The sequence below is a fragment of the Bacteroidales bacterium genome (assembly GCA_029210725.1).
Classification (GTDB): domain Bacteria; phylum Bacteroidota; class Bacteroidia; order Bacteroidales.
Window position 1 is genome coordinate 21051 of record JARGFM010000002.1, and the last position, 26329, is coordinate 47379.

Annotated in this window: 20 protein-coding genes, 1 pseudogene and 1 riboswitch; of the genes and pseudogenes, 14 read left to right on the plus strand and 7 right to left on the minus strand. The window is 48.9% G+C overall.

Going from position 1 to position 26329, the window contains the following annotated elements:
• The first annotated feature begins 18 nt into the window (after positions 1 to 18).
• From P1P86_01420 to P1P86_01470, 11 genes and pseudogenes are all read left to right on the plus strand, one after another.
• On the plus strand, positions 19 to 1095 hold the full coding sequence (locus P1P86_01420) for an AI-2E family transporter (protein ID MDF1573837.1): 1077 nt from the start codon (positions 19 to 21) through the stop codon (positions 1093 to 1095).
• Between the two features lie 30 nt (positions 1096 to 1125).
• A pseudogene (locus P1P86_01425) lies at positions 1126 to 1572 on the plus strand (DUF134 domain-containing protein).
• Between the two features lie 71 nt (positions 1573 to 1643).
• Positions 1644 to 3008, plus strand: a complete 1365-nt coding sequence (locus P1P86_01430) for an FAD/NAD(P)-binding oxidoreductase (protein ID MDF1573838.1) — start codon at positions 1644 to 1646, stop codon at positions 3006 to 3008.
• 8 nt (positions 3009 to 3016) lie between these two features.
• A complete protein-coding gene (locus tag P1P86_01435) occupies positions 3017 to 3796 on the plus strand; it encodes an MBL fold metallo-hydrolase (GenBank protein ID MDF1573839.1) in 780 nt (259 codons plus the stop codon).
• A gap of 20 nt (positions 3797 to 3816) precedes the next feature.
• Complete coding sequence (locus tag P1P86_01440; GenBank protein MDF1573840.1) at positions 3817 to 5025, plus strand: DUF418 domain-containing protein; 1209 nt, start codon at positions 3817 to 3819, stop codon at positions 5023 to 5025.
• A 77-nt stretch (positions 5026 to 5102) separates the two neighbouring features.
• On the plus strand, positions 5103 to 6020 hold the full coding sequence (locus P1P86_01445) for a metallophosphoesterase (GenBank protein MDF1573841.1): 918 nt from the start codon (positions 5103 to 5105) through the stop codon (positions 6018 to 6020).
• Between the two features lie 26 nt (positions 6021 to 6046).
• A riboswitch (cobalamin riboswitch) is annotated at positions 6047 to 6287 on the plus strand.
• Positions 6288 to 6392: 105 nt separating this feature from the next.
• A complete protein-coding gene (locus P1P86_01450; GenBank protein MDF1573842.1) occupies positions 6393 to 7613 on the plus strand; it encodes a T9SS type A sorting domain-containing protein in 1221 nt (406 codons plus the stop codon).
• A gap of 81 nt (positions 7614 to 7694) precedes the next feature.
• Positions 7695 to 9032, plus strand: coding sequence for a T9SS type A sorting domain-containing protein (locus P1P86_01455; protein MDF1573843.1), 1338 nt, complete (start codon positions 7695 to 7697; stop codon positions 9030 to 9032).
• Position 9033: 1 nt separating this feature from the next.
• Positions 9034 to 11031: a TonB-dependent receptor plug domain-containing protein gene (locus tag P1P86_01460; protein ID MDF1573844.1), complete on the plus strand. Its 1998-nt coding sequence runs from the start codon at positions 9034 to 9036 to the stop codon at positions 11029 to 11031.
• A gap of 4 nt (positions 11032 to 11035) precedes the next feature.
• Entirely contained in the window at positions 11036 to 12130 is a 1095-nt protein-coding gene (locus P1P86_01465) for a YncE family protein (protein MDF1573845.1), read from the plus strand.
• A 45-nt stretch (positions 12131 to 12175) separates the two neighbouring features.
• Complete coding sequence (locus P1P86_01470; protein MDF1573846.1) at positions 12176 to 12919, plus strand: hypothetical protein; 744 nt, start codon at positions 12176 to 12178, stop codon at positions 12917 to 12919.
• Between the two features lie 101 nt (positions 12920 to 13020).
• On the opposite strand, the gene P1P86_01475 is transcribed toward P1P86_01470, so the two are convergent.
• Positions 13021 to 14340 carry a TldD/PmbA family protein gene (locus P1P86_01475; GenBank protein MDF1573847.1) on the minus strand — a complete coding sequence of 440 codons (1320 nt, stop codon included), beginning with the start codon at positions 14338 to 14340 and terminating at the stop codon, positions 13021 to 13023.
• 18 nt (positions 14341 to 14358) lie between these two features.
• The gene (locus tag P1P86_01480) at positions 14359 to 15885 is read right to left on the minus strand and encodes a TldD/PmbA family protein (GenBank protein MDF1573848.1); all 1527 of its coding nucleotides are present in this window, start codon (positions 15883 to 15885) and stop codon (positions 14359 to 14361) included.
• A 240-nt stretch (positions 15886 to 16125) separates the two neighbouring features.
• Here P1P86_01480 and P1P86_01485 point away from each other — a divergent pair, with 240 nt between their 5' ends.
• From P1P86_01485 to P1P86_01495, 3 genes are all read left to right on the plus strand, one after another.
• Entirely contained in the window at positions 16126 to 17550 is a 1425-nt protein-coding gene (locus P1P86_01485; GenBank protein MDF1573849.1) for a DUF1080 domain-containing protein, read from the plus strand.
• Between the two features lie 78 nt (positions 17551 to 17628).
• A complete protein-coding gene (locus tag P1P86_01490) occupies positions 17629 to 18546 on the plus strand; it encodes an aldo/keto reductase (GenBank protein MDF1573850.1) in 918 nt (305 codons plus the stop codon).
• A 4-nt stretch (positions 18547 to 18550) separates the two neighbouring features.
• On the plus strand, positions 18551 to 19537 hold the full coding sequence (locus P1P86_01495) for a hypothetical protein (protein MDF1573851.1): 987 nt from the start codon (positions 18551 to 18553) through the stop codon (positions 19535 to 19537).
• Here the strand turns inward: P1P86_01495 and P1P86_01500 are convergent.
• From P1P86_01500 to P1P86_01520, 5 genes are all read right to left on the minus strand, one after another.
• Complete coding sequence (locus P1P86_01500) at positions 19534 to 20985, minus strand: NAD(P)/FAD-dependent oxidoreductase (GenBank protein ID MDF1573852.1); 1452 nt, start codon at positions 20983 to 20985, stop codon at positions 19534 to 19536. The genes P1P86_01495 and P1P86_01500 overlap by 4 nt on opposite strands.
• A gap of 14 nt (positions 20986 to 20999) precedes the next feature.
• Positions 21000 to 22172 carry a hypothetical protein gene (locus P1P86_01505; protein ID MDF1573853.1) on the minus strand — a complete coding sequence of 391 codons (1173 nt, stop codon included), beginning with the start codon at positions 22170 to 22172 and terminating at the stop codon, positions 21000 to 21002.
• Positions 22169 to 23950: a long-chain fatty acid--CoA ligase gene (locus P1P86_01510; GenBank protein ID MDF1573854.1), complete on the minus strand. Its 1782-nt coding sequence runs from the start codon at positions 23948 to 23950 to the stop codon at positions 22169 to 22171. Before P1P86_01510 ends, P1P86_01505 begins: the two co-directional genes overlap by 4 nt.
• A 56-nt stretch (positions 23951 to 24006) precedes the next feature.
• Positions 24007 to 25413 (minus strand): amidophosphoribosyltransferase, encoded by a 1407-nt coding sequence (locus tag P1P86_01515; GenBank protein ID MDF1573855.1) that lies wholly within the window; start codon positions 25411 to 25413, stop codon positions 24007 to 24009.
• A 67-nt stretch (positions 25414 to 25480) separates the two neighbouring features.
• Complete coding sequence (locus P1P86_01520) at positions 25481 to 26314, minus strand: methylated-DNA--[protein]-cysteine S-methyltransferase (protein MDF1573856.1); 834 nt, start codon at positions 26312 to 26314, stop codon at positions 25481 to 25483.
• Positions 26315 to 26329: the final 15 nt, after the last annotated feature.

Here is a 26329-nt window from a genome sequence, read left to right on the forward strand (position 1 = left end):
AACCTTTAAGATACGAATATGCCGCGAAAACCAGTTGATCAGGGAACAAGTAACAAGCATGTGAATATTGCCATCGACCTTATTCTGAAGGTGGGGACCCTCTTCCTGGTGATCTTCTTGTGCTTTAAAATTCTGAAGCCTTTCCTGGGGATGCTGCTCTGGGGCCTGGTCATTGCCATCATTCTCTTTCCGGTATTTGAGCGTGTAAGGGGCTGGCTGGGAAAGAGAAACAAACTGAGTTCCATTATTCTGACCCTGGCAGCACTTTCCATTCTGGTATTGCCCAGCATCTGGCTGGTGAACCAGCTGGTGGAGGGGGTAAAGTTCCTTGCCGGAAATATACAGGCAGGGGATCTGAATATTCCCAAGCCCAGTGATTCGGTGGCCGACTGGCCTCTTATTGGAGAGTGGCTTTACTCTCGCTGGATGCAGCTATCTGAAAATATGGGAGTTTCCTTAAAGGGATTTATGCCCGAGATTATTTCCTGGGTGGAAAAAACCCTGGGTACGCTGGCCAATACGGGACTTGGGATCCTTCAGTTTGCAGCTTCCATCATTATCGCCGGGATTTTTTTAATATTCTTTAAAAAGGGTTCGGAATCGGGGCGAAAGATTTTTCAGAAAGTTGTGGGCGAACGGGGGGAGGAGTTCATGGAAATATCGCTGCATACTATCCGAAATGTGGCAACGGGGGTTCTGGGCGTGGCAGTCATTCAGACTACTCTGATGGGCCTTGGACTGATCCTTGCAGATATTCCCCTGGCAGCTGTCTGGATCGTTCTGATTCTTGTAATGACCATCGCACAGATACCGGTACTACTTTTTAACATCCCATTAATTATCTATCTTTTTGCTTTTGTGGATCCCCTTCCTGCAGTACTTTGGATGCTTTATTTCCTGGTGATGGGAATGATTGATAATCTCCTGAAGCCCCTGTTTATGGGAAAGGGATCGGATGTGCCCATGCTGGTGATCTTTCTGGGAGCACTTGGAGGTTTTATGGCTTTTGGATTTATCGGTCTTTTCCTGGGCTCCATTGTTCTTTCACTGGCCTATAAATTATACACCACCTGGGTGGCTTCAGCGACCGGATAAAACTGAGTTTTATTATACGAAGAGTATGAGGCACTTCGTCTGGCAGTTTATTCGGGATTAAAACAGGAGGAGGCTGCTGAATTTATGAATATATCACGACCCACCTTCACCAGGATATACAGCTCCTGCCTGAAAAAACTGGCCATGGCTTTTACCGAAGGACGCTCTATTGTCATCGAGGGAGGCGATGTGGAGTTTGACAGGCAGTGGTACAGGTGTAATCAATGCACCACGGTTTTTCATCATCCGGATGCGGAGCACAAAGAGTGCATCAGTTGTCACTCCGGGGATATTGAACATATCAATCAGAGCATCCGTGACTGGAAAGAGGATCGAGGGGTCCTCAAGACAAAGGATGTGGTGGAATACTGTACCTGTCCCTCCTGTGAATACGAGACCTTACACCAGCCGGGAGTCCCCTGCTTTTCGTTTACCTGTCCCGACTGTAAAACCCCTTTAATCAGGAAGCGTGAATAAGTGCCGGGGCCTGATTGCAGTAGCGATTACAATTAACATATTATATAACAGCATTTTAATAGATATTTATCATGAAGAGTACTGACGTATTGGTGATTGGAGGAAGTGCAGCCGGACTGGCTTCGGCGCTGGCATCAAAAGCACATTATCCGGAAAAGAGTGTAACTCTTGTAAGAAAGGAGGCTAAAGCCGCTATTCCCTGTGGGATCCCGTATATTTTCGGATCACTTGAAAGTCCGGAACAGGATATTTTACCGGACACCGGCCTGATCAATTCAGGTGTTGAAATTGTAATAGATGAAGTGACTTCATTGGAAGGTCGATCAAAAACTGCAACTCTGAAGGGGGAAGGAAAGATTTCCTATGACAAGTTGATTATTGCCACTGGATCCACGCCTGTGTTTCCCGCTTGGCTGAAAGGGGCCCGGCTGAAGAATGTTTATAGGGTTCCCAAAAACCTGGTATACCTTGAAGAGATGAAAAAGGACCTGAGCGATAAGAAAAACATTGTGGTGGTCGGAGCTGGTTTTATCGGTATTGAGATGTCGGACGAACTGCGAAAGACCGGGAAGAATGTCACTCTGGTGGAGCTGCAACCCCATGTTCTTCCCCTGGCTTTTGATCCCGATCTGGCCGGTGAGGCAGAAAAGCTCCTGAAGGAAAGGGGCGTCAGGGTATTGACCGGTCATGGGGTTAAGGAGATTGTGGGTGAGGAAGTTGTGAAAGCAGTTATCATTGCCCATGGTGATAAGTCTGAAACCCTGGAGGCCGATGCTGTGATACTTTCGGTGGGATATGAGCCCAGGGTTGATCTTGCCAGGGACCTGGAAGATGTTGCCTTTAACAGAGATGGCTTTATCAAGGTGGATGAGTACATGCGCACCGATCACCCCGATGTATTTGCGGTGGGAGACTGTGCGGAAAAACGTGATTTTTTTACCAGGAAGCGCTCCAGGGCTATGCTTGCTTCCATTGCATGTGCAGAAGCAAGGGTTGCCGGAATGAATCTTTACAAACTCTCCACCCTGAAAACCATTGGTGGTACCATTGCCATCTTCTCCACTGCCCTGAACGGCACAGGTTTTGGCGCAGCCGGCTTAACGGAGACAGTTGCACGTGAGGAAGGATTTGATATTATCGTCGGGAAATTTGAAGGAGTGGACAGGCACCCCGGCCTGCTTAACCATCCTCATAAGCAGATTGTAAAGCTGATAGCAGGACGCGAAAACGGAGTGATCCTGGGTGGTGAAGTCGTAGGTGGATCCAGTACAGGAGAGCTGATCAATATCATCGGTCTGATCATTCAGAACAAGATGAATGTGAACATGCTTTTGACTTTGCAGATTGGGACCCATCCACTTTTAACAGCCTCTCCCGCTGCTTATCCATTGATAAAGGCAGCCGAGCTTATCGCAAAGGAGTTCTGGCACAATTAATTGGTCTTATGAATCTGACGGTGTTATCGGAAAAAAGAGCTATGGACGGATTTGATTCCGAACATGGACTCTCTTTTCTTATTGAAGTGGACCAGAAAATGATCCTGTTCGATACAGGAGCCTCCGATTTATTCGTTCATAGTGCGGCAAAGCTGGGGATCGACCTGGAGAGGGTAGATCGCATTGTGTTGAGTCACGGGCACTGGGATCATGGCAACGGTCTGGAATATCTGAAAGGCAAAGCCCTGATTTGTCACCCCGGCTGTTTCGATAAGCGCTACCGGAAATCGGGTGATGATTATCTGGGGATTTCTCTCTCCAGGGAAGAGGTTGCAGAAAAATTTGACCTGGAAACCTTTCGAAGGCCCATGATGCTATCTGAGCACCTCTGGTTTCTTGGCGAAATCCCGCGGAAGAATGATTTTGAGGCGAAATACACAAAATATAAGCTGAAGGACGGCTCCGATGATTATATCATGGATGATTCCGGCCTGGCCGTAATAAGCAGACAGGGTCTGGTAATCATTTCCGGCTGTGCCCATTCAGGTATATGTAATATGATTGAACACTCCAGACGGGTTACGGGCATTTTTAAAGTGGCAGCAGTTATTGGGGGTTTCCATTTAAGGGTAGTAAATACTCAGACCCGTAAAACCATAGAATGCCTTAAAAAACTGGAAGTAGACCGGGTACTGCCTTCTCATTGTACCCTCGATCCCGCACTGGGCCTGTTCCGAAGGGTCTTTGGAAGCCAGGAGGTCCTGACCGGGACTTGCCTGACGTTCTGATTAATCAGATATTTGCTTTCATGAAGGGAAACGCATTATCTCTGGTTTCGAATACGGATCGTATCGTTTCCATAGATATGCTTCGTGGTATTGCTGTGCTGGGAATTCTGATCATGAATATCCAGCATTTTTCCATGCCCGCCGCTGCTTATATCAATCCCACTGCCTTTGGCGATCTGAGGGGAATGAACCTGTGGATCTGGATCCTCAGTCATATGCTTGCCAGTGGAAAATTCCTGAGCATCTTCTCTATGCTTTTCGGTGCCGGTATATTACTTTTTACCGGGCGGGCCGAACTAAAAGGGTTTAGCAGTGCAGAGCTCCATTACAGGCGAATGGGATGGCTATTGCTTTTTGGTATGATGCACAGCTACCTGCTATGGTCGGGAGATATCCTGGTGTCATACAGCCTCTGCGGCATGCTCGTATTTCTGTTTCGTAATAAAGCTGCATCCACACTTCTTTACTTGGCCTTCGCTTTTTTTCTTGTTCCCATGCTGCTTGATCTTTTTTTTGTGTGGTCGCTGCCTTACTGGCCCCCGGAGGTTCTCCGGTCCACCATGGATAAATGGAGTCCTGGCACAGAGGTACTTAATCACCATCTGGAGGTTTACCGGAGCGCCTGGCTGAAGCAGATGGAGCTGCGGGTTCCAGGAAGCATTTTTATGCAGACAGGCTATTTTCTTATGAGGCCTTTCTGGAGGATCACGGGCCTGATGCTATTGGGTATGTCACTTTTTAAATGGGAGGTGCTCACCCGCGGGCGCTCTTCCGGTTTCTACAAGAAAATGATTATATACGGATTGTTGACGGGTTATTTGCTGACGGGATTGGGAGTTTACCTGAATTTCAGGAAACACTGGGCCATGGAGTTCTCCATGTTCCCGGGGGCTCAGTTTAATTATATGGGGAGTGTGGCTGTAGCCCTGGGCTATGTGGGAGTGGTGATGCTATTCAGCAAATCCGGGGGCTTCAGAAAGATTAAAGAAGCGATATCAGCGGTGGGCCGTATGGCATTTTCCAACTATATACTGATGACCCTTATCTGCACACTCCTTTTCTATGGGTATGGACTGGGCTTGTATGGAAGTGTGGAACGAAAATACCAGATTCTTATCGTTCTGGCCATCTGGAGCCTGGTGCTTATCATTTCCCCGCTCTGGTTGAAGTACTTCCGATTTGGTCCTCTGGAGCTAATTTGGAGAAGACTTACTTACCGCAGCCGCTAAAATAATTTGTATCTTAGCTACCGTAATTTCCCTGTTATCTCCTGTGAGAAATGGTAAAACCTCTTAAACAGTATACGATGAAAAAATCCTGCTTACTCCTGGTTATATGGCTTCTAATATTGACTGGATGTAATTCAAAAACCGACAGGACCGCGGCCATCGGGGAGGAAGGGTTCAGCTTTGCCTTTCTGACCGATATTCACCTTCAGCCGGAGCGGGGTGCTGAGACTGGTTTTCAATGGGCTATCAAAGAGGTGAATAAAAGAAAACCGGATTTTGTGCTGACCGGGGGTGATATGGTGATGGATGCTCTGAATCAGACCTATACCAGGGCAGATTCTCTGTATAAGCTTTATCAGGACTTATCCGGAAAATTTGATATGCCGGTTTACAATACCATTGGTAATCACGAAGTCTACGGCTGGCAGAGAGAGGAGGAGAATTTGGAGCAAAATCCTGAATATGGCAAACAGATGTATGAAAAGCGTTTGGGTCCCCGATACTATTCTTTCGGACACAAAGGGTGGCATTTCATCATTCTGGATGGTATCCACCAGGCAGAACAGGGGGGATATAAGGGAAAAATTGAGGAGGAACAAATGTTGTGGATAGCCAATGAGTTAAAGCAGATTGATCAGAGAACTCCCATTGTCATCAGCGTGCACATTCCCTTTATTACCTCTGCATCGCAGTTAATGAGGGGCTCCATGGCCGCCAACAGTGAAGGGCTCGTGATAAGCAATTCCAGGGAAGTGCTGAACCTTTTTTTGGAACATAATCTGAAACTGGTCCTTCAGGGGCATCTCCATTTTCTGGAGGATATCTATGTCCAGAACCAGGTCCATTTTATCACCGGGGGTGCGGTCAGCGGCAAATGGTGGAACAATGAACCGGAGACGAAGCCCGAGGAGGGTTTTATCATGGTTAAAGTGTTGGGGGATGATCTGACCTGGGAGTACGTGGATTTTGGATGGACCCCACCGGATGATAATTAATTCTTTTCCCGGATAGTTTTATTTCGTATTTTTATCCCATCATTGGTTTCCATATACCGGCCTGCCGGTGGAATCAAAAGGGAATACCGTTAGAATCGGTAACAGTTCCCGCTGCTGTGAATCTGTATGTGGATCAGCGATTGTTTATCCACATAACAAAGCTTCTGAAGGAAGACCACTGTTCTGATAATCCCGGTCGGGATTAGGACGGGAAGGTTTCAGAAGCTCGGACAAGTCAGAAGACCTGCCAGTGATAAACCAGCTTTTGCAGCCCGCGGTGAACGGGAAGCTGATCTGACATATCGCCCAGGTCTCGACTACCTCACTATCGCCCGCTGCGACTTTAAATGTTTTAATTTAAATCGTAGTCTGATGAAATTTTTTTACTCAACACTGCTTACACTCTGTCTGCTGGCACTGCCGGCATATGCTCAGAGTTCCCTGGCTCCCAGGTATGGATATGAGATAGCTACCTGGTTTCCTGATTATCCCAATATCGGGGCTTTTGATTTTTCAGATACTCTTTTCTTTCTGAATGATGGGGACACCATTCATATGTTAGGGGTCCGGAGCGGAACCGAACTGAAAAAGTATGGGAAACCGGCGGATTATTCGGCCAACAATTACGCTACATTTCTCACTCTTTCCCCTGATGGGAACACCATCTGGGCAGGCTATACCAGCGATGGGGCCGAGGATGATCGCATTTACAGCATCGATGTGACAAGTGGCCGGTGGGAATTGCAGGCTACCTTTCCCGGGAACATGGACCTGATCTTCTGGAACGACAGCATTCTGGTATCCGGTTTGAACAGTCCTTCATGGGAGGCTCCTTCAGCCATATTTATCCTGGATACTACCGGGCTAAATCATCACCGCAGGATCATTGAGCCGGGAGGATATTCGGCTGGAATGGCAATCGACCAGCAGAACAATCTCTATTATGGAACCTCTTATGCCGTGAATCCCAATGCCTTGTATCGTTGGGATAACTCCATGATTCAGCTGGTGGCAGAGTTTCCGGACAGGCCTGTTCTGCAAGTATCACATGGTGAAAAACTCAGCGACCTGCCTGGCGGTGTCTATGATTGTGAGGTGGATGCCGGGGGGAATGTACTCTTTAATATGAACCTCTATGGAGGGATTATGTCTGTGTGCAAATGGAACGGCAATAAGGGGGATGGACACAATTTGGACACTCTGGCCACCGCATCCGGGGAGTATGACTGGCTGGGAAGCCTGAAATCAAAAGGGGATATAAGCCAGGTAGAACCGGGGAACATGGTGGTGACCTACTCTTTCGGCCAGCCTCTTGCTATACTGACGCATATAAATACAGTCGGGGTGAAGATGGAGCAGGCACCAGAGTTTCTTGCCTTTCCAAATCCTACCAGGGGCATTTTTACTATCCGGTCGGCGACCAGAGAAATAATGGAGGTGAAGGTATATACCATTCAGGGTTCCCTGGTGTATGCAAAAAGTGATTTTGTTTCGGGAACGGAGATCGATCTATCCGGGCAGTCTGCAGGTTCGTTTATTCTTCAGGTGACAGACAGTCAGGGAATTACAAGTAAAATAATTCAAAAATTATAAAGATTGATCCGGAGTTATCTTATATCCTTCCTGGTTGTCCTGAGTCTTTTGGATTCAGAAGCTCAATATATATCACAGGTGATGGAATATACTCCAGCTCCCGGACAACTCATTAATCTTGATCCCTGGGGAACGCCTGGCGGGGCCCGCTCTCTGGAAGGAGGGATCCTCGGATCAGTTTGCCTGGGAGCTTTTGGTGGTTATGTCGTCTTCCGTTTTGAAGAGCCCGTGGAAAATGATCCCCTGAATCCTTATGGAGTTGATTTCACCATCTTCGGGAATCCAATGCCCGAATGGTCGGAACCCGGGGTGGTCTGGGTGATGAAGGATGAAAATGAGAACCTTGAGGCAGACGACACCTGGTATGAGCTGGCCGGAAGTGATTACTGGTTTTCCTCCACGCGAAGGGATTTCAGGGTGACCTATTCCAATCCGGGAGGGGAGTTTGCTGCGGATGTCCCCTGGCAGGATCAGTCGGGGAGTTCCGGGGTCATCCGGGCCAACAGTTTGCACACTCAGCCTTATTACCCTGTGCATGACTCATTTCCAGCCATTGATCCGGAAAGTTACAGCCTGGAAGGCACCCTGTTACAGGGCCAGGTATTTGAACACTTCATCGGGTATAAGTCGATGCCCAGGGCTTTTGGATATGCCGATAATCAGTTTCGTGGCGCAGAGCCCTTTAGCCTTCCTGATAATCCTTATACCCGGGAGCTTGAAAACTCAGGAGGAGATGCCTTTGATATAGGGTGGGCGGTGGATACGAATGGAGACTATGTAGAAATTGACCGGATTCATTTCATCAAGGTTCAGAATGGCATCCTGGCCGACGGGGGAAGACTGGGCGAACTCTCTACGGAGTTGACCGGCGCTTTGGATGTACCTCCTGATCCTTCATTAACAGGGGAAAGCAGGATGGTGGTCATCCGGGATCTGCCTCCCCTGCTTGAGGTGGCGGAGTATCAGCTGGAAGTATTTATTTTTCAGGACGGGCGAAAAATATCAGAAGGTCCTGTTCAATGGACCACCAGTAACTCCGGAGCCACAGTGAACAAGTATCACCTCCTCCGGGTCACTGAAGAGGGTCCGCTTACTATTACCGCCGCCTTACCGGGCAACCCGGAGATAGACGCTAGCGTATCCACCACGGTTCAGTTCGGGCAGACAGCTGCATTTGGACATTCAAGTTTGGATCCCGGGCCTGTTCTTTACCCGAACCCGGTTTCAGATTACTTCAGGATAAAGGGCTGCACTGATGCCTCCCTGCTGCTCTGTGATGCTTCAGGCAAAGTTTTGATCAGGGTGGATCATTATCAGGAGAACAATGCACTGGATATTCGTGCATACCCCGGCGGAATCTATCTGCTCCGGATCGCACGGGACTCTTCCGTCCGGTGGTTTAAACTGATTAAAGAGTAGGATGCGATTCAGAACTCACATATTCCTGCTTCTGGGCTTCAGCTCTTTTACAGCAATGGGGCAGGGGATTACTGATACGGTTTTTCATATCCATGGGGTGAGTATCACAGCAGAACAGATCTTTATAAAAGAGCAGGCAGGAATGAAACAGACCGAAGTGGATAGCTCGGTAATTCAGGATAAGTTGAGTCTTTCCCTGTCTGAACTTCTCTCGGAAAATACTTCGGTTTTCATCAAAAATCATGGGCGTGGTGCACTGGCTACTGCCTCTTTGCGGGGCACTTCTGCTTCCCATACACAGGTGAGCTGGAACGGGATCAATATCAATAGTCCCATGGCGGGTATGGTGGATTTTTCCTTGATACCGGTTTATATTATTGATGAGCTTCATCTGAAGCATGGCTCAGCTTCACTGGCCGACCGGAGCGGGGGCATCGGGGGCTCTATCAATATCAACAACCGGGCCAGATGGAACGAAACAAAATCGATCGGCTATCTGCAGGCCATCGGGAGCTACAGGACTTTTGATGAATTTCTGCAGCTTGGTACCGGGAATAAGAAGATCCAGAGCAAAACCCGTATTTACCATAACTATTCCAGAAACAATTATACGTATATCAATCGGGGGGTCGCTACCATTGACCCCTCTACAGGAGCGATTACCAACCCTGTTGATACCAACGATCATGCGGCCTATAAACGTTATGGCATACTACAGGAGCTCTACTTCAGGCCGGGAAGCAATCAGCTTGCTTCATTGAAATACTGGGGACAGTATGCCGATCGGACCATTCCCAGACCTACCAGTTACGAGGGGCCCGACAACTCCAATTTGAACAGGCAGGTCGACAGAGATCATCGCGTGGTGGCCGACTGGAAATATTATGGTGATTTTGGCAGGCTGATGCTTCGTTCAGGTTTTGCAGATAAAGGTCTGGATTATAATCAGATGAACCAGGTTCCCGGATTGGGCCTGATTCCGGCCATCTGGTCGGAAAGCAAACAACAGAGCCTGTATAATTCATTTTCCTACTCCGGAGAATCCGGGGAACAACTATCCTGGGAGGGCCAAATAGATCTGAATCATCACAGAGTGGGGTCGGCCGATTCGGTTTCAGGTGCCGGCTATAATGGCAGCCGGAACGAATTATCTACCCGGATAGCGATTCGAAAGAGTTTTAAGGAAAGGCTTAACCTGAACCTGATGCTACGGCAGGAGTGGGTCGACGGACGGCGTTTGCCGCTTATTCCCTTTTTGGGAATGGATATAAGGCTGATAAAGGGGGTGGATCTTCTTTTGAAAGGAAACATTGCACGCAACTATCACCTGCCTGCTCTGAATGACCTTTTCTGGCAACCCGGAGGGAATCCCGGACTGAGACCCGAAGAGGGCTTTACAATGGAAGGAGGGGTGGTGTACCAGCAGGATCTGTCGGGTCAGTTATTGAAAACGGAGCTCACGTTTTACCGTTCCGATATAGCGAACTGGATCATCTGGATTCCTTCCTACCGCGGCTACTGGGAGCCGCAGAATATCCTCCGTGTTTTGTCAAAAGGAATGGAGTGCAACCTGCAGCTCCAGGGAAACTTTTCAGAATTCCGTTATAAACTCGTGGCCACTTACGGGTATACCCGTGCTGTAAACCTTGGAGATCCGCTGGTTTGGAGCGACGGATCATACGGCAAACAACTGGCTTATATTCCCCTTCATTCAGGAAATGTGATGGTCCAGATGGGATGGGGCCATTTCTTTTTCACTTACCAGTATAATGCCTATAGTGAAAGATATACCACCTCCAGCAATGATGTTAGCCGTCGCGATCGCCTTTACCCCTATTTTATGAATGATCTCTCAGCCGGGACCCTGTTCGACCTGAAACAAATGGATCTATCCCTGGAGCTGAAGTTGAATAATCTGTTCAATGAATCTTACCATACTATTTTATACCGGCCTATGCCGGGAAGAAATTTTCAGCTTGTTATAAAGATACAATTCTGATGTCATGAAGCTCCGAATATGGATCCCCATAAGTTTTTTCTTGCTTTTTTCCCTTTCGGGATGTATGGAGGATGATCTGCTCTGGAACTTTGAGCGGCCTGTCTACGATGTTTCCCCGAATGGGATTTTTGTGGTCAATGAGGGAAATTTTATGTACGGGAACGCTTCCCTGAGCTATTATGATCCGGAGACCAGGGAGATACTGAATGATGTATTTTTCAATACCAATGCCTTACCCCTGGGTGATGTGGCTCAATCCATGACCATTCACGACAGCCTGGGCTATGTCGTGGTCAATAACAGCGGCAGAATCTATGTGTTCCATACCTCAAGCTTTGAGCTAAAAGGAAAGATTACCGGACTCACCTCGCCCAGGTATATGCATTTCATCAGCGATACCAAGGCCTATGTAAGTGATCTGTATGCCCGTTCCATCGCGGTGGTAAATCCTGCCACCCTGGAGGTAGTCGGGTCGATTCCCGTTAGCAACCGCAACACTGAGTTTTATCAGCACGCTACAGAACAGATGTTGCAATTCGACAGCTTTGTTTATACCAATTGCTGGAGTTACGACAACCAGGTCCTGGTGATCGATGCGGAGCTGGACCGTGTGGTTGATTCCATCGAAGTACTCAAGCAACCCAACTCCATGGTCCTGGACCGCTATCATACTCTATGGGTCCTGTGTGACGGAGGTTCGGAAGGCAGTCCATACGGAAGTGAGGCCCCCGGGCTTGTAAAGATAGGTGCCGGATCCAGAGAGGCACAGATTGTTCACAGATTCTCCCGGGGGGAAATACCCAGGGAACTCAGAATTAATGGAAGCGGGGATACGCTCTATTTCCTGAACGGGGATGTCTACAGCTATGCCGTGCATGGTTCTTCCGATCCCGGTTTGTTGATTGAAAATCCCTATGATGGCACCCTGTTTAATGGCTATTACGGGCTGGAAGTGGACCCGGTAACATCGGAAGTTTATGTGGCTGATGCATTAGACTTTGTGCAGCGGGGAATGATATACCGGTTTTCTCCAGATGGGATCCCTGTTGATACATTTCAGGCAGGAATTGCACCCGGATCTTTCTGTTTTAAATTCTGAAAATATGTTGTAATTTGTTCATGTAAACACATTGAAACGATGCCAATGACCATTCAACAATACCAGAAAAAATGTTCCCGGGAGTATCTGAATAATATCAAGTTCCCCCAGGAGAACACTTACCTGTACGGGAATCCGGTTCAGACCGTGGTTCCCATTGAAACGAACATAGGAAGAATTATGGTGATCGGTCCTCAGCCGGCCGCCAAAGTCTTTTTTGTGAATGATATTCCCGATGTACCTCTTTATGATGCCACAGCTCCTTTTTCCATCGAACCCTATTACGATGGGAACCGGGTTCGCAGTTCTTATACCGGGCAGGAGCTAAGCGAAGTGATCCTGGAAACCCTGGAGATTGAAAGAGAACACTGCTGGCTTACCACCCTGGTCAAGGTTTTTTTGTTTGATGAGGATCATGTGAAAAAATACCGCCGGCTGGGCAAGGAGATCAAAGCCAATAAATCTCAATACAACGAGTATGCCCTTAAAAGCATGCCATGGATAAGAGATGAGATTGAGATTGCCAATCCCAAAGCCATTATCCTGCTGGGCCCTGAGGTGATCTCCAGCCTGCTCCTGATTTCTGAGAAAGAAGCCATGGATCTGATAAGCGGTGAGGTGGTGGAAAAGAAGATTATCTGGAAGAACTCCAATTTTATCTGTCTGCCTCCTCCCGGGGTGATTATGGACCGCTCGGCGCGGAACCCCTGGTCCAGGAAATTTGCACTTCAAATCGGTCCGAAAGCGGCCGGGGAAATCCGCAGACTGGAGGCCATGCCCTCCATCTGACCATAGTTTTTTCAATTCCTCAAGCAAGGAAGCCCGGTCTTTTTTGCGAAGCTGATCAGCAGCTTGCGAAAAAAATATACCTTGGGAATGAAAGGTATATCTTAGATTCCGCTAAAGTCAACATTGTCAAATACCAGCGATGGCAAACGCCAGGATCGGCTGGGATCCACATCGCTTCCAACCGCTACCAGGTCTTTCCAAAGTTGCCTGAAGTTTCCGGTGATATTCATCTCTGCCACAGCTTGAATCAGTTTTCCCTTTTCTACCAGGAAGCCTTCGATCCCGAAGGAGAAATCGCCGGTGGCGCTGTTGCTGTTACCTCCATTGAAACCAGTCACCAGGATACCCCGTTCGATATCAGCAAGTAAGCCCTCCAGATCCTTTTCACCCGGCTTGAAGATCAGGTTGGTGGTTTCTCCGGAAGTGGCTTCCATTTCCAGTTTTTTGGCATAGTAGGTGTCAATGTAGTAGGTTTTTAATATACCCTTTTCAATTACGGATCGCTTTTCAGTGGCCATTCCCTCGCTGTCAAATAATCTGGATCCGCGTCCCGATACAAGGAAGGGGTCGTCCATGATGGTCATCAGGTCCGAACCTATCTGTTCTCCTTTCATCCCTATCAGGAAAGATTGTTTTTGTTGGATGGCGCCGCCATTGAGGGCCGAGATCATAGGTTGCAGAGCTCTTCCGGCCATTTTATTTTCTACAATCATGGGCATTTTTCCGGATTCAATTTTTGCCTGCCCAAGGCGGTCCAGGGCCCTTTTCAGCGCTTTTTTTCCGATATCTTTCCTGATTAATTCATCAATGAATATGGCCGATTCGTTCCAGCCACCGCGGGGACGGGCTACTCCATCGGTCACGGAAACCGAGGCGTTCAATGAATAGTAGGTATTTTCAGTATCCCCTTCAAAGCCGTTGCTGGCCACCATCACACTCCCACTCATTCCATCGCTGTACGAGGTAGAGACCGAGATAATTCGCTCATCCGCACCAAGAACCTCCTTTTCTATGGCAAAGGCATCATTTATCTTCTGCTGGGGATCCACCGAGCTGAAGCCGGGATCCAGGGTATGCAGATCGGGTCCCCCGCCTTTGTAATAGCGTTCAGGATCGGGAAGGGAGCGGAACTCATCTTCGGACAGGTACCGGGTTCCTGTAATAGCCTCCTCAATAAATTTGGCCATCTCTTCCTTGTTGGTAATCCTGTTGGTAGAGATACTGGAATACTTTTTATCCACATAGAGGTTAATCCGCATGCCATTGCGGTTGGATTCCTGCAGTTTGTCTATCTTTTTTTCCCTTACCTCAATCTGGCTGCTGTTGTTGTTGTATATGATTACACGGGCCTGCTGCGCACCATTCTTAAGGGCGTGTTCCATGGCCCATTTTGCAATGCTGTATTTTTCTTCTTTGGTCATGATCAAATGTTTTCAGGATTATGCGTTTGTTCCCCCAACGGTCAGTTTCTTAACCAGCACAGAGGGGAGGCCCATGCCAACCGGTACCGATTGTCCTCCCTTGCCACAGGTCCAGGTTCCGGTTGCTGTCTGATAGTCGCCGGCCGCCATGGTAATATCGGCCAGTGCCTGCGGTCCGTTCCCGATAATATTGATGTCCTTGATGGGCATGGTCAGTTTTCCGTTCTCAATCAGGGTTCCGGATTTTACAAAAAAGGTAAAATCCCCGGCACCAATCTTCACCTGGCCGTTAGTAAAATTATCCACATATACCCCGTAATCAACACTGGAAATAATTTCCTCCCTGGTATGGGGGCCGTTTTCCATATAGGTGATCCGCATCCGGGGAAGCGGTACATGGCGGAAAGACTGCCGGCGTCCGTTTCCGGTAGGATCCACCCCATAGTGTCTGGCGCTAATCCGGTCGTGCAGATAGCTCTCAAGGACTCCGTCCTTGACCAGATAAACCTTTTTCACGTCATTCCCTTCATCATCCACATTAAGGGCTCCGCGGTTGTTCTCCATGGTCCCGTCTTCTACAATATTGATAAAGTCGCTGGCGATACTCTTGCCCATTTTATCAGAGAAAATAGATTCCCCCTTACGGTTGAAATCGGCCTCGAAGGGGTGGCCCATGGCTTCGTGGAGCAGAATTCCTGATCCGCCGGCACCAAGCACAACCGGAAGTTCTCCGGCTTTGGGTTTCCCGGCACCAAAGAGAAAGTTGGTTTTTTTCACCGCCTCCTGGGCTAGCTCTTCCACCAACTGATCATTCATGAATTCGAAACCCTGTCGCACGGAACGTGCACTGTAATCATTTTCAATGGTTCCATCCTTCTCCATAACACAAACCACTCCCAGGGTGGCCATGGGACGGTGGTCACAGGTAAGCAATCCTTCCGAACTGTAAAACATCACATAAGAGGTCTCGTCCCGCTGAAATACCCTGGCCTTGGTCACCTTCTCATCCAGTTCGAACAGACGATCATTCAGCTTCTGAACAAAAGGGATTTTCTTATCAATGGTAGAGTTTTCCCACTTCTGAGAAACCTTATAGTAATTGGGAAGGGTTTTTTCTATAAGCTCACCCTGGTTAAAGGTGACGGGATTATCGGCGATATTGGCTGCAGTCTTTGCCACCTTCAGCATATCCTGGAGGTTGGTGGATTCGGTAAAGGCAAAACCGGTCTGGTCGCCTTTCAGCACCCTGACTCCCACCCCGTACTCCACGTTGGAGTTTGCACTGTTCACCTTTCCATCTTCCAGTCCAAGGCTGTTGGACAAGGTATGTTCGAAAAAGAGGTCTGCATAGTCACCACCTTTTGACATGGCTTCGGCAATCACTTTTTGCAATATTTCAGGGGTCACCTCAAAATGGTCTAAATAGTTTTTCACGTCTGGTGAAATTTGAATGTTCTGGCAAGATTTTAAAAGTGGAGGAAGCACCATGGTTCCTGCCACAGCCGCACCACCAGTTTTGATAAAACGTCGTCTGTCTAAAGTCATTTTTTCCGGGTTTAGCAAATAAAGCGTTCAATGTACAATTTTCCCCTGTAAGAAGAAACAGTCATCCACCTGTTTATTAGAATAGTTAACATAGTTTAATAATTGGGGCTGTTGAACAGTTGCAGAGAAAAACTCCCGGCCGGACCTATAAAATTTCACCCGGTCTCAGGGAAAGCCCTCTTTAATTATTACATTTATTTCCTGATTGATAACCAACTAACTAATCTCAAAATGAAAACTTTGAAACTATTTGTTTTTATCCTTACCGCTACGATACTTCTCGGTTGTAATTCCACCACTGATGAATGGATCTCTCTGTTTGATGGAAAGACCCTGGATGGATGGACAGCCAATGAGCATAGCGACTCCTGGAAAATCGAGGATGGTGCTATCGTTACTGCGGGCGAGCGTTCCCATCTTTTCTATTCGGGAGATGTCCTGGATCATAACTTTAAGAACTTTGAATTAAATCTGGATGTAAAGACCCAGCCGGAATCGAATTCGGGCATATATATCCACACCAGGTTTCAGGAGGAGGGCTGGCCGTATGATGGATATGAGTGCCAGGTGCTTAACTCCAGCGGTCAGGGCGATTATGTGGAGCATAAGATGACCGGAAGCATCTATGCCATTCGCAATGTCTGGAAAGCGGTTACCCCCGATAATGAGTGGTTCAACTATCGGATAAAGGTGGTAGGGAAAACCATTCAGACCTACATCAATGGAGCTCTGGCAGCCGAATACACCGAACCGGATGAAGCCTACCGTCCTGAGAGTTTTGCCGGAAGGCTCCTGTCGTCCGGGACCTTCGCTCTGCAGTGTCATGATCCGGGCAGCGTGGTGGCTTATAAAAATATCAAGGTAAAACCCCTGGCCGATGATCTGCCTACTCCGGGCACTCCCCCGGCCGATCTGGAATTTGAGAAGAAGATCGTCGATCTTTCCGGTCAGAATTTCCCCCTGATCGACTTTCATACCCACCTGAAAGGAGGCCTCACCCGGGAAGAGTTGCTGGCTCATGCACGGAGCTACGGGTTTACTTATGGCTTTGCCGTGAATTGCGGACTCAAGATGGGATTTGAGAGCGATGATTCGCTGAAGACCTACCTGGATGCTTTCGAGCCCACGCCTTTTGCCTGGCATGCCATGCAGGCCGAAGGAAGGGAGTGGCTGGACCTGTTTAGCGAAGAGAGCCGTGAACGATTCAACTATGTGTTTACCGATGCCATGACCTGGACCAATAACAGAGGGGTTCGGCAGCGGCTCTGGATACCAGCTGAGACTGATATCGGTGATCCCCAGGATTTCATGGACCAGCTGGTGGAGAACATCGTCAAGGTGGTTAGCACTGAACCCATCGATATCCATGTGAACCCGACCTACCTGCCGGCAGAGATTGCCGACCAGTATGATGCTTTGTGGACGGATGAGCGCATCGACCGGATGGTGCAGGCTTTGGCAGAAAGCGGGGTGGCCCTGGAGATAAACAACCGTTTCAAAATTCCCAGTGCCAAAATTATCAAGAAGGCCAGAGAGGCCGGGGTGAAGTTCACCTTCGGAACCAATAACGGGGGGGCCGACGATCTGGGCAGAATGGAATATGGTATCGATATGGTGTACGAATGCGGACTTACTCCGCAGGACATGTGGTTCCCTGAAATGTAGTTGAAAAGCAGGGTTTTAACAGTTGGTTTGCTGGATATTGACGGACTTTGATTTATCTTAGGTCCAAAATAGTTGATTATGGGAAAGTTTGATCTGAACCGTCGTCAGTTCCTGGGTGCCCTTTCCCTGGGTACCGCCCACCTGATGTTTCACAATCCCCTGTACGGAACTTCCGGGAGGTTCCTTTCTCCGGATCCCCTGCAAGGGGTGACCCTGGGGAATACAGGCATTAAAACAACTCTGTTGGGTGTGGGGACCGGCATCCATGGAGGAAACCGCAGTTCTTTTCTGGTCAGGCAGGAGAAAAGCAAGAGCATCGCCACCCTTCGGCATGCCTACGACCGGGGTATCCGGATGTTTGATAATGCCGATACCTATGGGACCCACGGCATCGTGGCCGAGGCATTAAAAGGAATGGACCGGGAGGAGATTGTACTGACCTCGAAGATCTGGACCCGGGAAGGAGGGATCCCCGAGCCGGAGCGCCCGGATGCCCATATCGTGGTGGACCGCTTTCGCAAGGAGCTGAATACCGACTACATAGATGTGGTGCAATTGCACTGTATGGTCGATGCGCAGTGGACCGATGGTGAGCGGAGGCAGATGGATATACTGGAAGATCTGAAGGCTAAGGGAGTCATCCGGGCCCACGGGACCTCTGTGCACTCCCTGGAGGCCATGATTGCCGGGGTGAAGGATCCCTGGGTGGATGTTTTGCATGCCCGGGTGAACCCCTTCGGTATTGCCATGGACCGGCCCGATCCGGCCGAAGTGGTGGAAGTGATCCACCAGATGCATGCATCGGGAAGGGGGGTGATCGGTATGAAGCTGGTCGGAGACGGGCAGCTGCGCGATGAGAGTGAGAAAATCGATCAGGCACTCAGGTTTGTTCTGGGACTTGGAAGTGTGGATATGATGATCGTAGGATTTGAGACAGAGGCACAAATAGACAATTATCTCGACCGGATGGAAGTGGCCCTGAAGGAACTTGCCTGAACAGATGGCCCTATTGAAAAACTGTGTCTTCCATATCGTCCTGCTGTTTCTGGTTCTTTCGCCGGCAAAGGCTCAGGATTTGCAGTTTTACCTCGGATTTGACCAGATTCTCGATAACCGCGAGTATTTCACCGAATACGGCCATCCCCAGACCATCTTTGGAGCCAGGATTAATCCCGGGGCCTTTTTCACATTTGATTCGCTGCATCAGATCCATGGGGGGCTGAACTATATGTATGAATTCGGAGGAGAGATTTTAGGAATAAAACCACAGCTCGATCTCTACTACAGCTTCCGGTCCGAGCGGATCGATTTTTTTGCGGGGTCTTTCCCCAGAAAGGAGAAAATGGACTATCCTCTTCTGCTGCTCACCGATTCCCTGAACTATTACCGGCCTAATATGGAGGGTGCTTCGGTCCGGTATAAATGGGAGTGGGGAAGCATTCATAGCTGGGTGGACTGGACCGGCAGACAGAGCGATGAGAACAGAGAATCGATTCTTGGAGGCATAGATGCCACCATCAGCTACAGGAGTTATTATTTCACGGCCATAGCTACCCGCTACCATTTGGCCCGAACTTCCGCAGCAGACGACAAGCTGGTGATCCGGGACGATGGTTCTCTGGTGGCCCTGGCAGGTATGGATCTGAGCGGAAGGACAGACCTGGACAAGCTGAATATCTCCAGCGGCCTGGTTACCACCTACGTTCTGATGCATTCAGAGGGCTTTGTATGGAGACATGGCTGGCTCACACAACTGGATGCGCGCTGGCGCATGTTCGGTATACAGGGATCCATGTACCTGGGCGATTTATCACCTCTGCTTTATGGAGACAGGCTTTACAGCCATGGTGATTACGGGAGGATCGATTTTTATATGGATCCTTTCCGTAATTCACGCATTCACTCGAAAATTGGATGGAACCTGCACTGGTTACCGGGCGAGGGACTCTTCCATTCCCAGCAGCTGCTTATTTCGGTTCGCCTCTAAATTCCGGGACGTTTCCTCAGAACCTCCATGGCTGTCATGTAGCCATTGACCATGGCTCCGGAGAATCCGCCCCCGATCTTTCCCCAGGCGGAGGCCACAAAAACATTTTCAGGTAACACAGACAGGTAATCCAGGGAACGGCCGGGATGTTGGGCAAAACCATAAACGGCTCCTTTGGGATTCAGTGTAAAGCGCTCAACACTCAGGGAGGTGGCTACTTCCACATATTCCACGGCTTCACGAAAACCAGGAAGGATCTTTTCCAGGCGACCGGTGAAAATGTCGGCGACGTCGGCCTTCATACGCATGTATTCATCCCGCTCCAGTCCTTCCCAGTCGCTGGGATAATCAATGGCACAAACCGCACCCACACTTTTGCCTTCCGGAGCCAGACGGGCATCTACCTGGCTATAGTCCACAAAGGTAAAGCTGCGGGTAGAGAAATCACTGTGATTGTTACCCAGTATATCTCTTTGGGACCGGACAGATGCATCGTAAATGAAGGTCGAGTAATTCTTGTTCCCGATCGTTTGCAGGGGTTTATTAAATCCATAATAGACGGTTAGCAGAGAAGCTCCGATGGCCAGATCCCTGATTGATCGGACCAGGGGAGCTGCATCTTTTTCGGAGAGCAAACGGCAAAGTCCCGGTACCGAGCCGTTCATAATGATCTCTCTGGCGCCGGCCTGATCCACCTGCCCCTTGTTTTTTCCTTTTACTTCCTGGAAGGTAACACCCGATACCCTGTCGCCCCGGTAATCGATGGATGTAACCAGCTGATTCAGACGGACCTCCCCGCCCCGTTCAGTGATGAGATTGCTCAGCGCATTGGACAGGCTCTGTGATCCTCCCTGTATAAAACTGGCAGTGCCTCCGTAGTATGAGCCCTGGGCATTCAGGTAGTAAAGCCAGGAAAGGGAATACGGGTCGTCGTGAAAATACCCCAGGTTGCCAAGCAGTACAAGCTTCAGATCTTCATCCCCGATAATTTCATCCAGGAAAAGCCCCAGGCTGCGATCCGGTTTTCCCTTATGGGCTACCATGACCCTGCGGACATTCAGGACATGATAGAAATAAGCATCTATTCCCTTTTCTTCGCCGGGGAAGCTCTCTTTCAGTATGGATTTGGCTTTTTCCGGATCATGAGGGATGACCAGGTCGTAACGGTCATTGATGAAACGGTAAAATTCGGGGACGGGCAGGAAGTTTACCCGGTCGCCCAGCCCGATGTCCTCAAAAATCCGGTGCTTGATATCCCTGGGGTGGAGGCCATCCATTTCATGAAGCCCAACTTCCATGGTAAAATCCTTTCGCCTGAAGGTAGTGGCACAACCACCCGGACGATCATGTTGTTCGAGCAACAAAACCCGTAAGCCCTCTTTGGCCAGCTTGGCTCCTGCGGTCAGGCCACCCAGTCCGGCTCCTATGATAATGACATCATGTGACATATGTTTCAGCTATTTCATGTTTCATCGCCCGGTATGGGATACCTGTGGAATTCTGCGTTCCGGTCAAACAGGTAGCGGTAGGTAATGTAATGTTTCACCGATTTGCAACCCACGGATATGAAGATCTTTCGCATCTTGGGATTAAAATCACCCACCCAGGAGAACTCAATCTCCGTGTAGTGCGGTTTTTTCTCAAATACCCTCACCAGCTTGAGGATTATACCGGCTTCAATACCCCGGCTCTGGAAAGCCGGGATCACTCCCATAAGCACTCCGCGTGCCCGGGTCATGGTCTTTTTTCTTTTCAGGTAGAGAAACTTCAGCATGGCACCCGGGTGGAGCCTGCCATTGAGGTGTTTCAGGATCAGGTTTACATCGGGGTACATCAGATAAATAGCAATGGGCTTGCCACTGCTGTAGGCAATCCAAATAAACTCTTCGTCAATAATAGCTTTCGCCTTTTTCAGGGTTTTTTTGATATAGGAGACCTCCAGGGGTTCAAAATTCTCCTTGAAGGAGGCCCAGGCTTCGTTAAAAACCGTTACAAAATCCTGAATATAACGGTCGGCCTCTTTCCATTTGAAATGCTGGAAATCATACTCGGGATTTGAAGCAACCCGCCGGGCAATCCGTTCAAATCTGGGGGGCAGGGGTTTTGTTACGTCCAGATGAAATCCTTCCTGCCGGAAATAGGTCTTAAAACCATAGTTTTCAAACAGTTCCTGGTAATAGGGAGGATTATAGGCAATTTCGTATGAAGGGTGTGTGAAGCCATCCACCAGTAAGCCCCAGTACTTATCGGTCTCCCCGAAATTTACGGGTCCGTCCATGGCCTCCATGCCCCTCTCCCTGAGCCATTCTCTGGCTGTATCATAGAGCAAGTTGGCGGCCTCCTGATTATGGATACATTCGAAGAATCCCAGGCCCCCGGTTGGCTGGTCATGCTTATCACAACTGTTGCGGTCTATAAATGCGGCAACCCGGCCGATCAATTGCTGTCTGTCGTCGTAAAGCAGCCACCGTGCCGCTTCACCATGTCCGTAATAGACATTAAGCTTTGGATCGAAGATCGAATCAATCTCTTTATCGAATGGACATACCCAGTTTTCGTCGTTCCGGTAAATGATCCTGGGCACCTCCAGAAATGCCTTTACGGACTTCCGGTCCTTAACCTCCTTAATTGTCATGAGGCTTTGCTATAGATAGATTGCAGAAGTTTGTTGTAGCGGTCAGCCACCACCTTGCGCTTAAGTTTCAGACTGGCGGAAAGCTCGCCGGTAGCGGGTGACCACTCTTCGTGTACCATACGAAATCTTTTGATCCTTTCCCAATCCATCAGGCCCCGGTTGATTCTTTCGATCTCCTGGTTCATAATGGTGATTACCTCCGGCATAACAATCAGCTCTTCACGCTTTTTCCCGTTTTTAATGTCGTTGTTCGCACACCACTCCTTCAGGTAATTGAAGTCGGGAACCACCAGAGCGCTGGCAAATTTCTCGTGTTCTCCCACGACCATCACCTGGTCGATAAAGGCAGATTCTTTGAACCGGTTCTCAATGGGTTGCGGAGCCACAAACTTTCCACTGGATAATTTAAAGATCTCCTTCTTCCGGTCGGTGACCATCAGGAATTTTCCCTCTTCCAGGTGCCCCACATCACCTGTATGGAACCAGCCCTCTTCGTCAAATACACTCCGGGTCTGCTCTTCATCCTTGTAATATCCCTGCATGACACAGTCGCCTTTGCAAAGGATTTCTCCATCGTCTGCTATTTTAAGTTCCACTCCATCGATCACGGTCCCTACCGAGCCCAGTTTGCACCTTCCCTTTTCATTCCGGTTGATGGTGATAATGGGAGAGGTTTCGGTAAGGCCGTACATGTTGATAATTTTCAATCCACTGGCCCAGAAGATGCGCTCCAGCCTTGCCTGAAGTGCTGCCCCTCCGCATCCCACCAGTCTGGCAGAACCGCCCAGGGCCTCACGCCATTTGCTGAAGATCATTTTATCGGCAATCTTTAGCTTCTGGTAGTAGAGCCAGCTTTTCTTCCCAAAAGGTTCATATTGCAAACCCAGTTTCACTGCCCAGAAGAAAATCCGTTTTTTAATTCCGCTGAGACTTCTCCCTTTGGCAATGACATTGTCGTAGATCTTTTCCAGAATCCTGGGGACAGCATCAAAACCGGTGGCCTGGATCTCCTTCAAATTGGCAGCAATGGTCCCCATATTTTCGGCATAATAAATACAGGCTCCCGAATACTGGGTCTGATAATTGCCCAGTCTGCCCCCTACATGGCAGGTGGGGATAATGGCCAGGTAACGGTCATTTTCATCGAGCCGGAATACGTCTGCCGCAGCCAGGAAATTACTAACCAGGTTAAGATGGCTAAGCATCACTCCTTTGGAACGACCCGTGGTCCCCGAGGTGTAAATGATAGATACGAGATCACCGGGAAGAATCGAATATTTGATGTTTTCCAGTTGCTCCCTGGTTTTTGAGGAAGCACGCTGTCCTTTTTTTAGGACCTCACTCCAGTGTGAAGCACCCCCGATGGTATCGAAGGTAAACAGATACTCCACCTCCTTAATCTTTTTTGCTTCAGGCTCAATGATCTCATATAATTTCCGATCGGATACGATCACCATCCGGGCATCGCTGTGCTCCATGATAAACCCGTACTCTTCGGCGTTCATGGAAGTGTAAACCGGTACATGGATCACCCCTGCCATGGACATACCCATATCCACAAAATTCCACTGTGGCCGGTTGTTGGTTACCGTCATAATTTTATCACCCTTCTTGAACCCCAACTCCAGCAATCCAAGGGCAAACTGGTGAGATATCTGGTTGTAGTCCTCCGAAGTGTAGAATTTCCATTTGCCTTCAATTTTTTCAGACAGAGCATTTTTTCCGGGAAAACTGGTGATAAATCTTTCCAGCAGATCAAAAGTGCGTGTGGGGACCATGGTTCAGTATTTTCAGTTCCCTACAAGATAATGAATCTTAATGAAAAACAGAGTCGCTAGTAATAGCTGCTTCCGTCCCAGCAGTGGGTACAAAGCTTCTCTTTTGGAAGCCCGATGGCCTCTATCAGATCCCCCAGTTCCTGGTAGATGAGAGAATCAATTCCCAGGTTCTTAGCGATCTGCTCCACCATATTCTTGTATTTTTCAGAACCCGGATCGGCATACTCCTCCAGGTGAACCTCTTCATCGCCCTCCAGCTGTTTGATAGCCTTTCTGGTGGCCAGTTCCAGGATGGACCGCGATTGAGAAAAATTCAGGAAATTGCAGGAGAAAGTAAGCGGGGGACAGGCAATCCGCATATGAACCTCTTTAGCTCCGGCCCGACGCAAATCAATGGTGTTATCCTTCAGCTGGGTCCCTCTGACGATAGAGTCATCGAGGAATACCATGCATTTCCCTTCAATCATTGCTTTGTTGGGAATCAGCTTCATCCTGGCAACCAGATCCCGCATATCCTGGTTCTGGGGCATAAAACTCCTGGGCCAGGTGGGGGTATACTTGGAGTAGGCTCTTTTGTAGGGGACGCCATTGCAGTTCCCGTAACCAATGGCATGACCAACTCCCGAATCGGGAACCCCGCAGACAAAATCGGGTTTCACCGGATCTCTTTTTGCCAGGGCTTCTCCACAGCGGTACCGCACTTCATCTACGTTGATTCCTTCGTAGTAAGAGGGGGGATAGCCGTAATACACCCAGAGAAAGGAACAAATCTGCATCTTTTCGCCTGCCGGCTTCAGGGTCCGGTAGCCCTCGGCAGTAATTTCCACTATTTCGCCCGGACCCAGGTAATATTCAATTTCATACCCGGTATTGGGGAAGGCGCAGGTCTCCGATGCTACGGCAAAGGCTCCATCTTTTTTCCCGATAATAGCTGTTGTCCTGCCAAGCTTATCTCTTGCAGCAATAATCCGGTCCGGTGTGAGAATCACCAGGGTACAGGATCCCTGGACCCTGTTATGAACATTTTCTATACCTGCCACGAAATCATTCTCTTCGCAAACCAGGTTGGCCGCCACCTCGGTGGGATTTACGTTCCCCTGAAAGTTCTCTGTAAAATGTCCCTTGTTTTGAAGGAAATAATCTTCAAGCTCATCAATATTTACCAGGCGGCTGACTGATGCGATGGCGAAGCGTCCCATATATGAATTGAACATGATGGGCTGCGGGTCCGTATCACTGATAATTCCCAGGCCCTTGCTGCCCTTGAATTTTGCCAGGTCGGGCTCGAACTTTGTCCTGAAATATCCGTCCTCCAGGCTGTGAATCGATCTTCGGAAACCCTCCGTTTCGTCATAGAAGACCATCCCGGCCCTTTTGGTCCCCAGGTGAGAGTGGTAATCCGTTCCATAAAATACATCGTAGACACAATCCTTTTTGGCAATTGCTCCGAAGAAGCCACTCATGTGGGTGCTGGTTTTAGGTTAGTAGTGGCCTAAAACTATGAAGAAAAACCGTGAATGCAAACAAATTTTAATGCTGCTCTTTGTGAGCTGCTTCCCATCCGATCAGGGCCGATTTTCTATCCACGCCCCACCGGTAAGCATGGATCTCCCCGGTTTTTCGGACCACCCGGTGACAGGGAATCAGGAAGGCAATGGGATTTTTCGCAATGGCTCCGCCTGTAGCCTGAATTCCCCCGGGATTATGGATATGTTCTGAAACAGCCTGGTAGGAGACCAGCTTACCGAAGGGGATTTTCAACAGCGCTTCCCAGACCTTGAGTTGAAAAGGGGTTCCTTTCACCAGGAGCCGGAAAGCTTTTAAGGGCTTATTTGAAAAGAGCCGTTTGGCCAGAGGGGCAGTGTAAGCCAGATCGAAGCGGAGTTCCGATTCACTCCATTGACGATGTAAGGTCCGGACCGCTTCCTCTTCCTCTTCTGTAAACTCCAGGGCACAGATTTGCCCACCGGAGGTGATGGCCAGGATAAATTTCCCAAAAGGGCCCTGGTGGAATCCGTAATAGATGGTGATCCCTTTGCCCGAACGTTTGTACTGCCCGGGAGTAATTCCCTCCAGTTTGACAAAGAGATCATAAAGCCGGCTGGTTCCGGAAAGACCCGCTTCAAAGGCTATTTGAGACAGGGAGAAATTCTGTCTGAGTTGCTCCTTCGCGTACTGAAGCGTGAGGAACTGAAGAAATTTCTTGGGGGAAATCCCGGCCCACCGGGTAAAAAGACGCTGGAAATGGTAAGGGCTCATGTTTATATGGGCGGCGATCTCTTCCAGGGAGGGCTGAGTGTTCCGCTGCTCCCCAATAAAATGAATGGCCCTTTCGATGTGCCTGTAGTCAAGTTCTTCCTGCATGCTGTAAAGATAGGG

Excerpts from the sequence above, each read along its gene's own strand:
- P1P86_01460 (MDF1573844.1), top strand. The coding sequence starts at position 9,034 with ATGCGATTCAGAACTCACATATTCCTGCTTCTGGGCTTCAGCTCTTTT.
- P1P86_01430 (MDF1573838.1), top strand. The coding sequence starts at position 1,644 with ATGAAGAGTACTGACGTATTGGTGATTGGAGGAAGTGCAGCCGGACTG.
- P1P86_01465 (MDF1573845.1), top strand. The coding sequence starts at position 11,036 with ATGAAGCTCCGAATATGGATCCCCATAAGTTTTTTCTTGCTTTTTTCC.
- P1P86_01510 (MDF1573854.1), bottom strand. The coding sequence starts at position 23,950 with ATGGTCCCCACACGCACTTTTGATCTGCTGGAAAGATTTATCACCAGT.
- P1P86_01515 (MDF1573855.1), bottom strand. The coding sequence starts at position 25,413 with ATGAGTGGCTTCTTCGGAGCAATTGCCAAAAAGGATTGTGTCTACGAT.
- P1P86_01480 (MDF1573848.1), bottom strand. The coding sequence starts at position 15,885 with ATGACTTTAGACAGACGACGTTTTATCAAAACTGGTGGTGCGGCTGTG.
- P1P86_01450 (MDF1573842.1), top strand. The coding sequence starts at position 6,393 with ATGAAATTTTTTTACTCAACACTGCTTACACTCTGTCTGCTGGCACTG.
- P1P86_01500 (MDF1573852.1), bottom strand. The coding sequence starts at position 20,985 with ATGTCACATGATGTCATTATCATAGGAGCCGGACTGGGTGGCCTGACC.
- P1P86_01520 (MDF1573856.1), bottom strand. The coding sequence starts at position 26,314 with ATGCAGGAAGAACTTGACTACAGGCACATCGAAAGGGCCATTCATTTT.
- P1P86_01495 (MDF1573851.1), top strand. The coding sequence starts at position 18,551 with ATGGCCCTATTGAAAAACTGTGTCTTCCATATCGTCCTGCTGTTTCTG.
- P1P86_01505 (MDF1573853.1), bottom strand. The coding sequence starts at position 22,172 with ATGACAATTAAGGAGGTTAAGGACCGGAAGTCCGTAAAGGCATTTCTG.
- P1P86_01420 (MDF1573837.1), top strand. The coding sequence starts at position 19 with ATGCCGCGAAAACCAGTTGATCAGGGAACAAGTAACAAGCATGTGAAT.
- P1P86_01435 (MDF1573839.1), top strand. The coding sequence starts at position 3,017 with ATGAATCTGACGGTGTTATCGGAAAAAAGAGCTATGGACGGATTTGAT.
- P1P86_01445 (MDF1573841.1), top strand. The coding sequence starts at position 5,103 with ATGAAAAAATCCTGCTTACTCCTGGTTATATGGCTTCTAATATTGACT.
- P1P86_01470 (MDF1573846.1), top strand. The coding sequence starts at position 12,176 with ATGACCATTCAACAATACCAGAAAAAATGTTCCCGGGAGTATCTGAAT.
- P1P86_01455 (MDF1573843.1), top strand. The coding sequence starts at position 7,695 with ATGGAATATACTCCAGCTCCCGGACAACTCATTAATCTTGATCCCTGG.
- P1P86_01475 (MDF1573847.1), bottom strand. The coding sequence starts at position 14,340 with ATGACCAAAGAAGAAAAATACAGCATTGCAAAATGGGCCATGGAACAC.
- P1P86_01490 (MDF1573850.1), top strand. The coding sequence starts at position 17,629 with ATGGGAAAGTTTGATCTGAACCGTCGTCAGTTCCTGGGTGCCCTTTCC.
- P1P86_01440 (MDF1573840.1), top strand. The coding sequence starts at position 3,817 with ATGAAGGGAAACGCATTATCTCTGGTTTCGAATACGGATCGTATCGTT.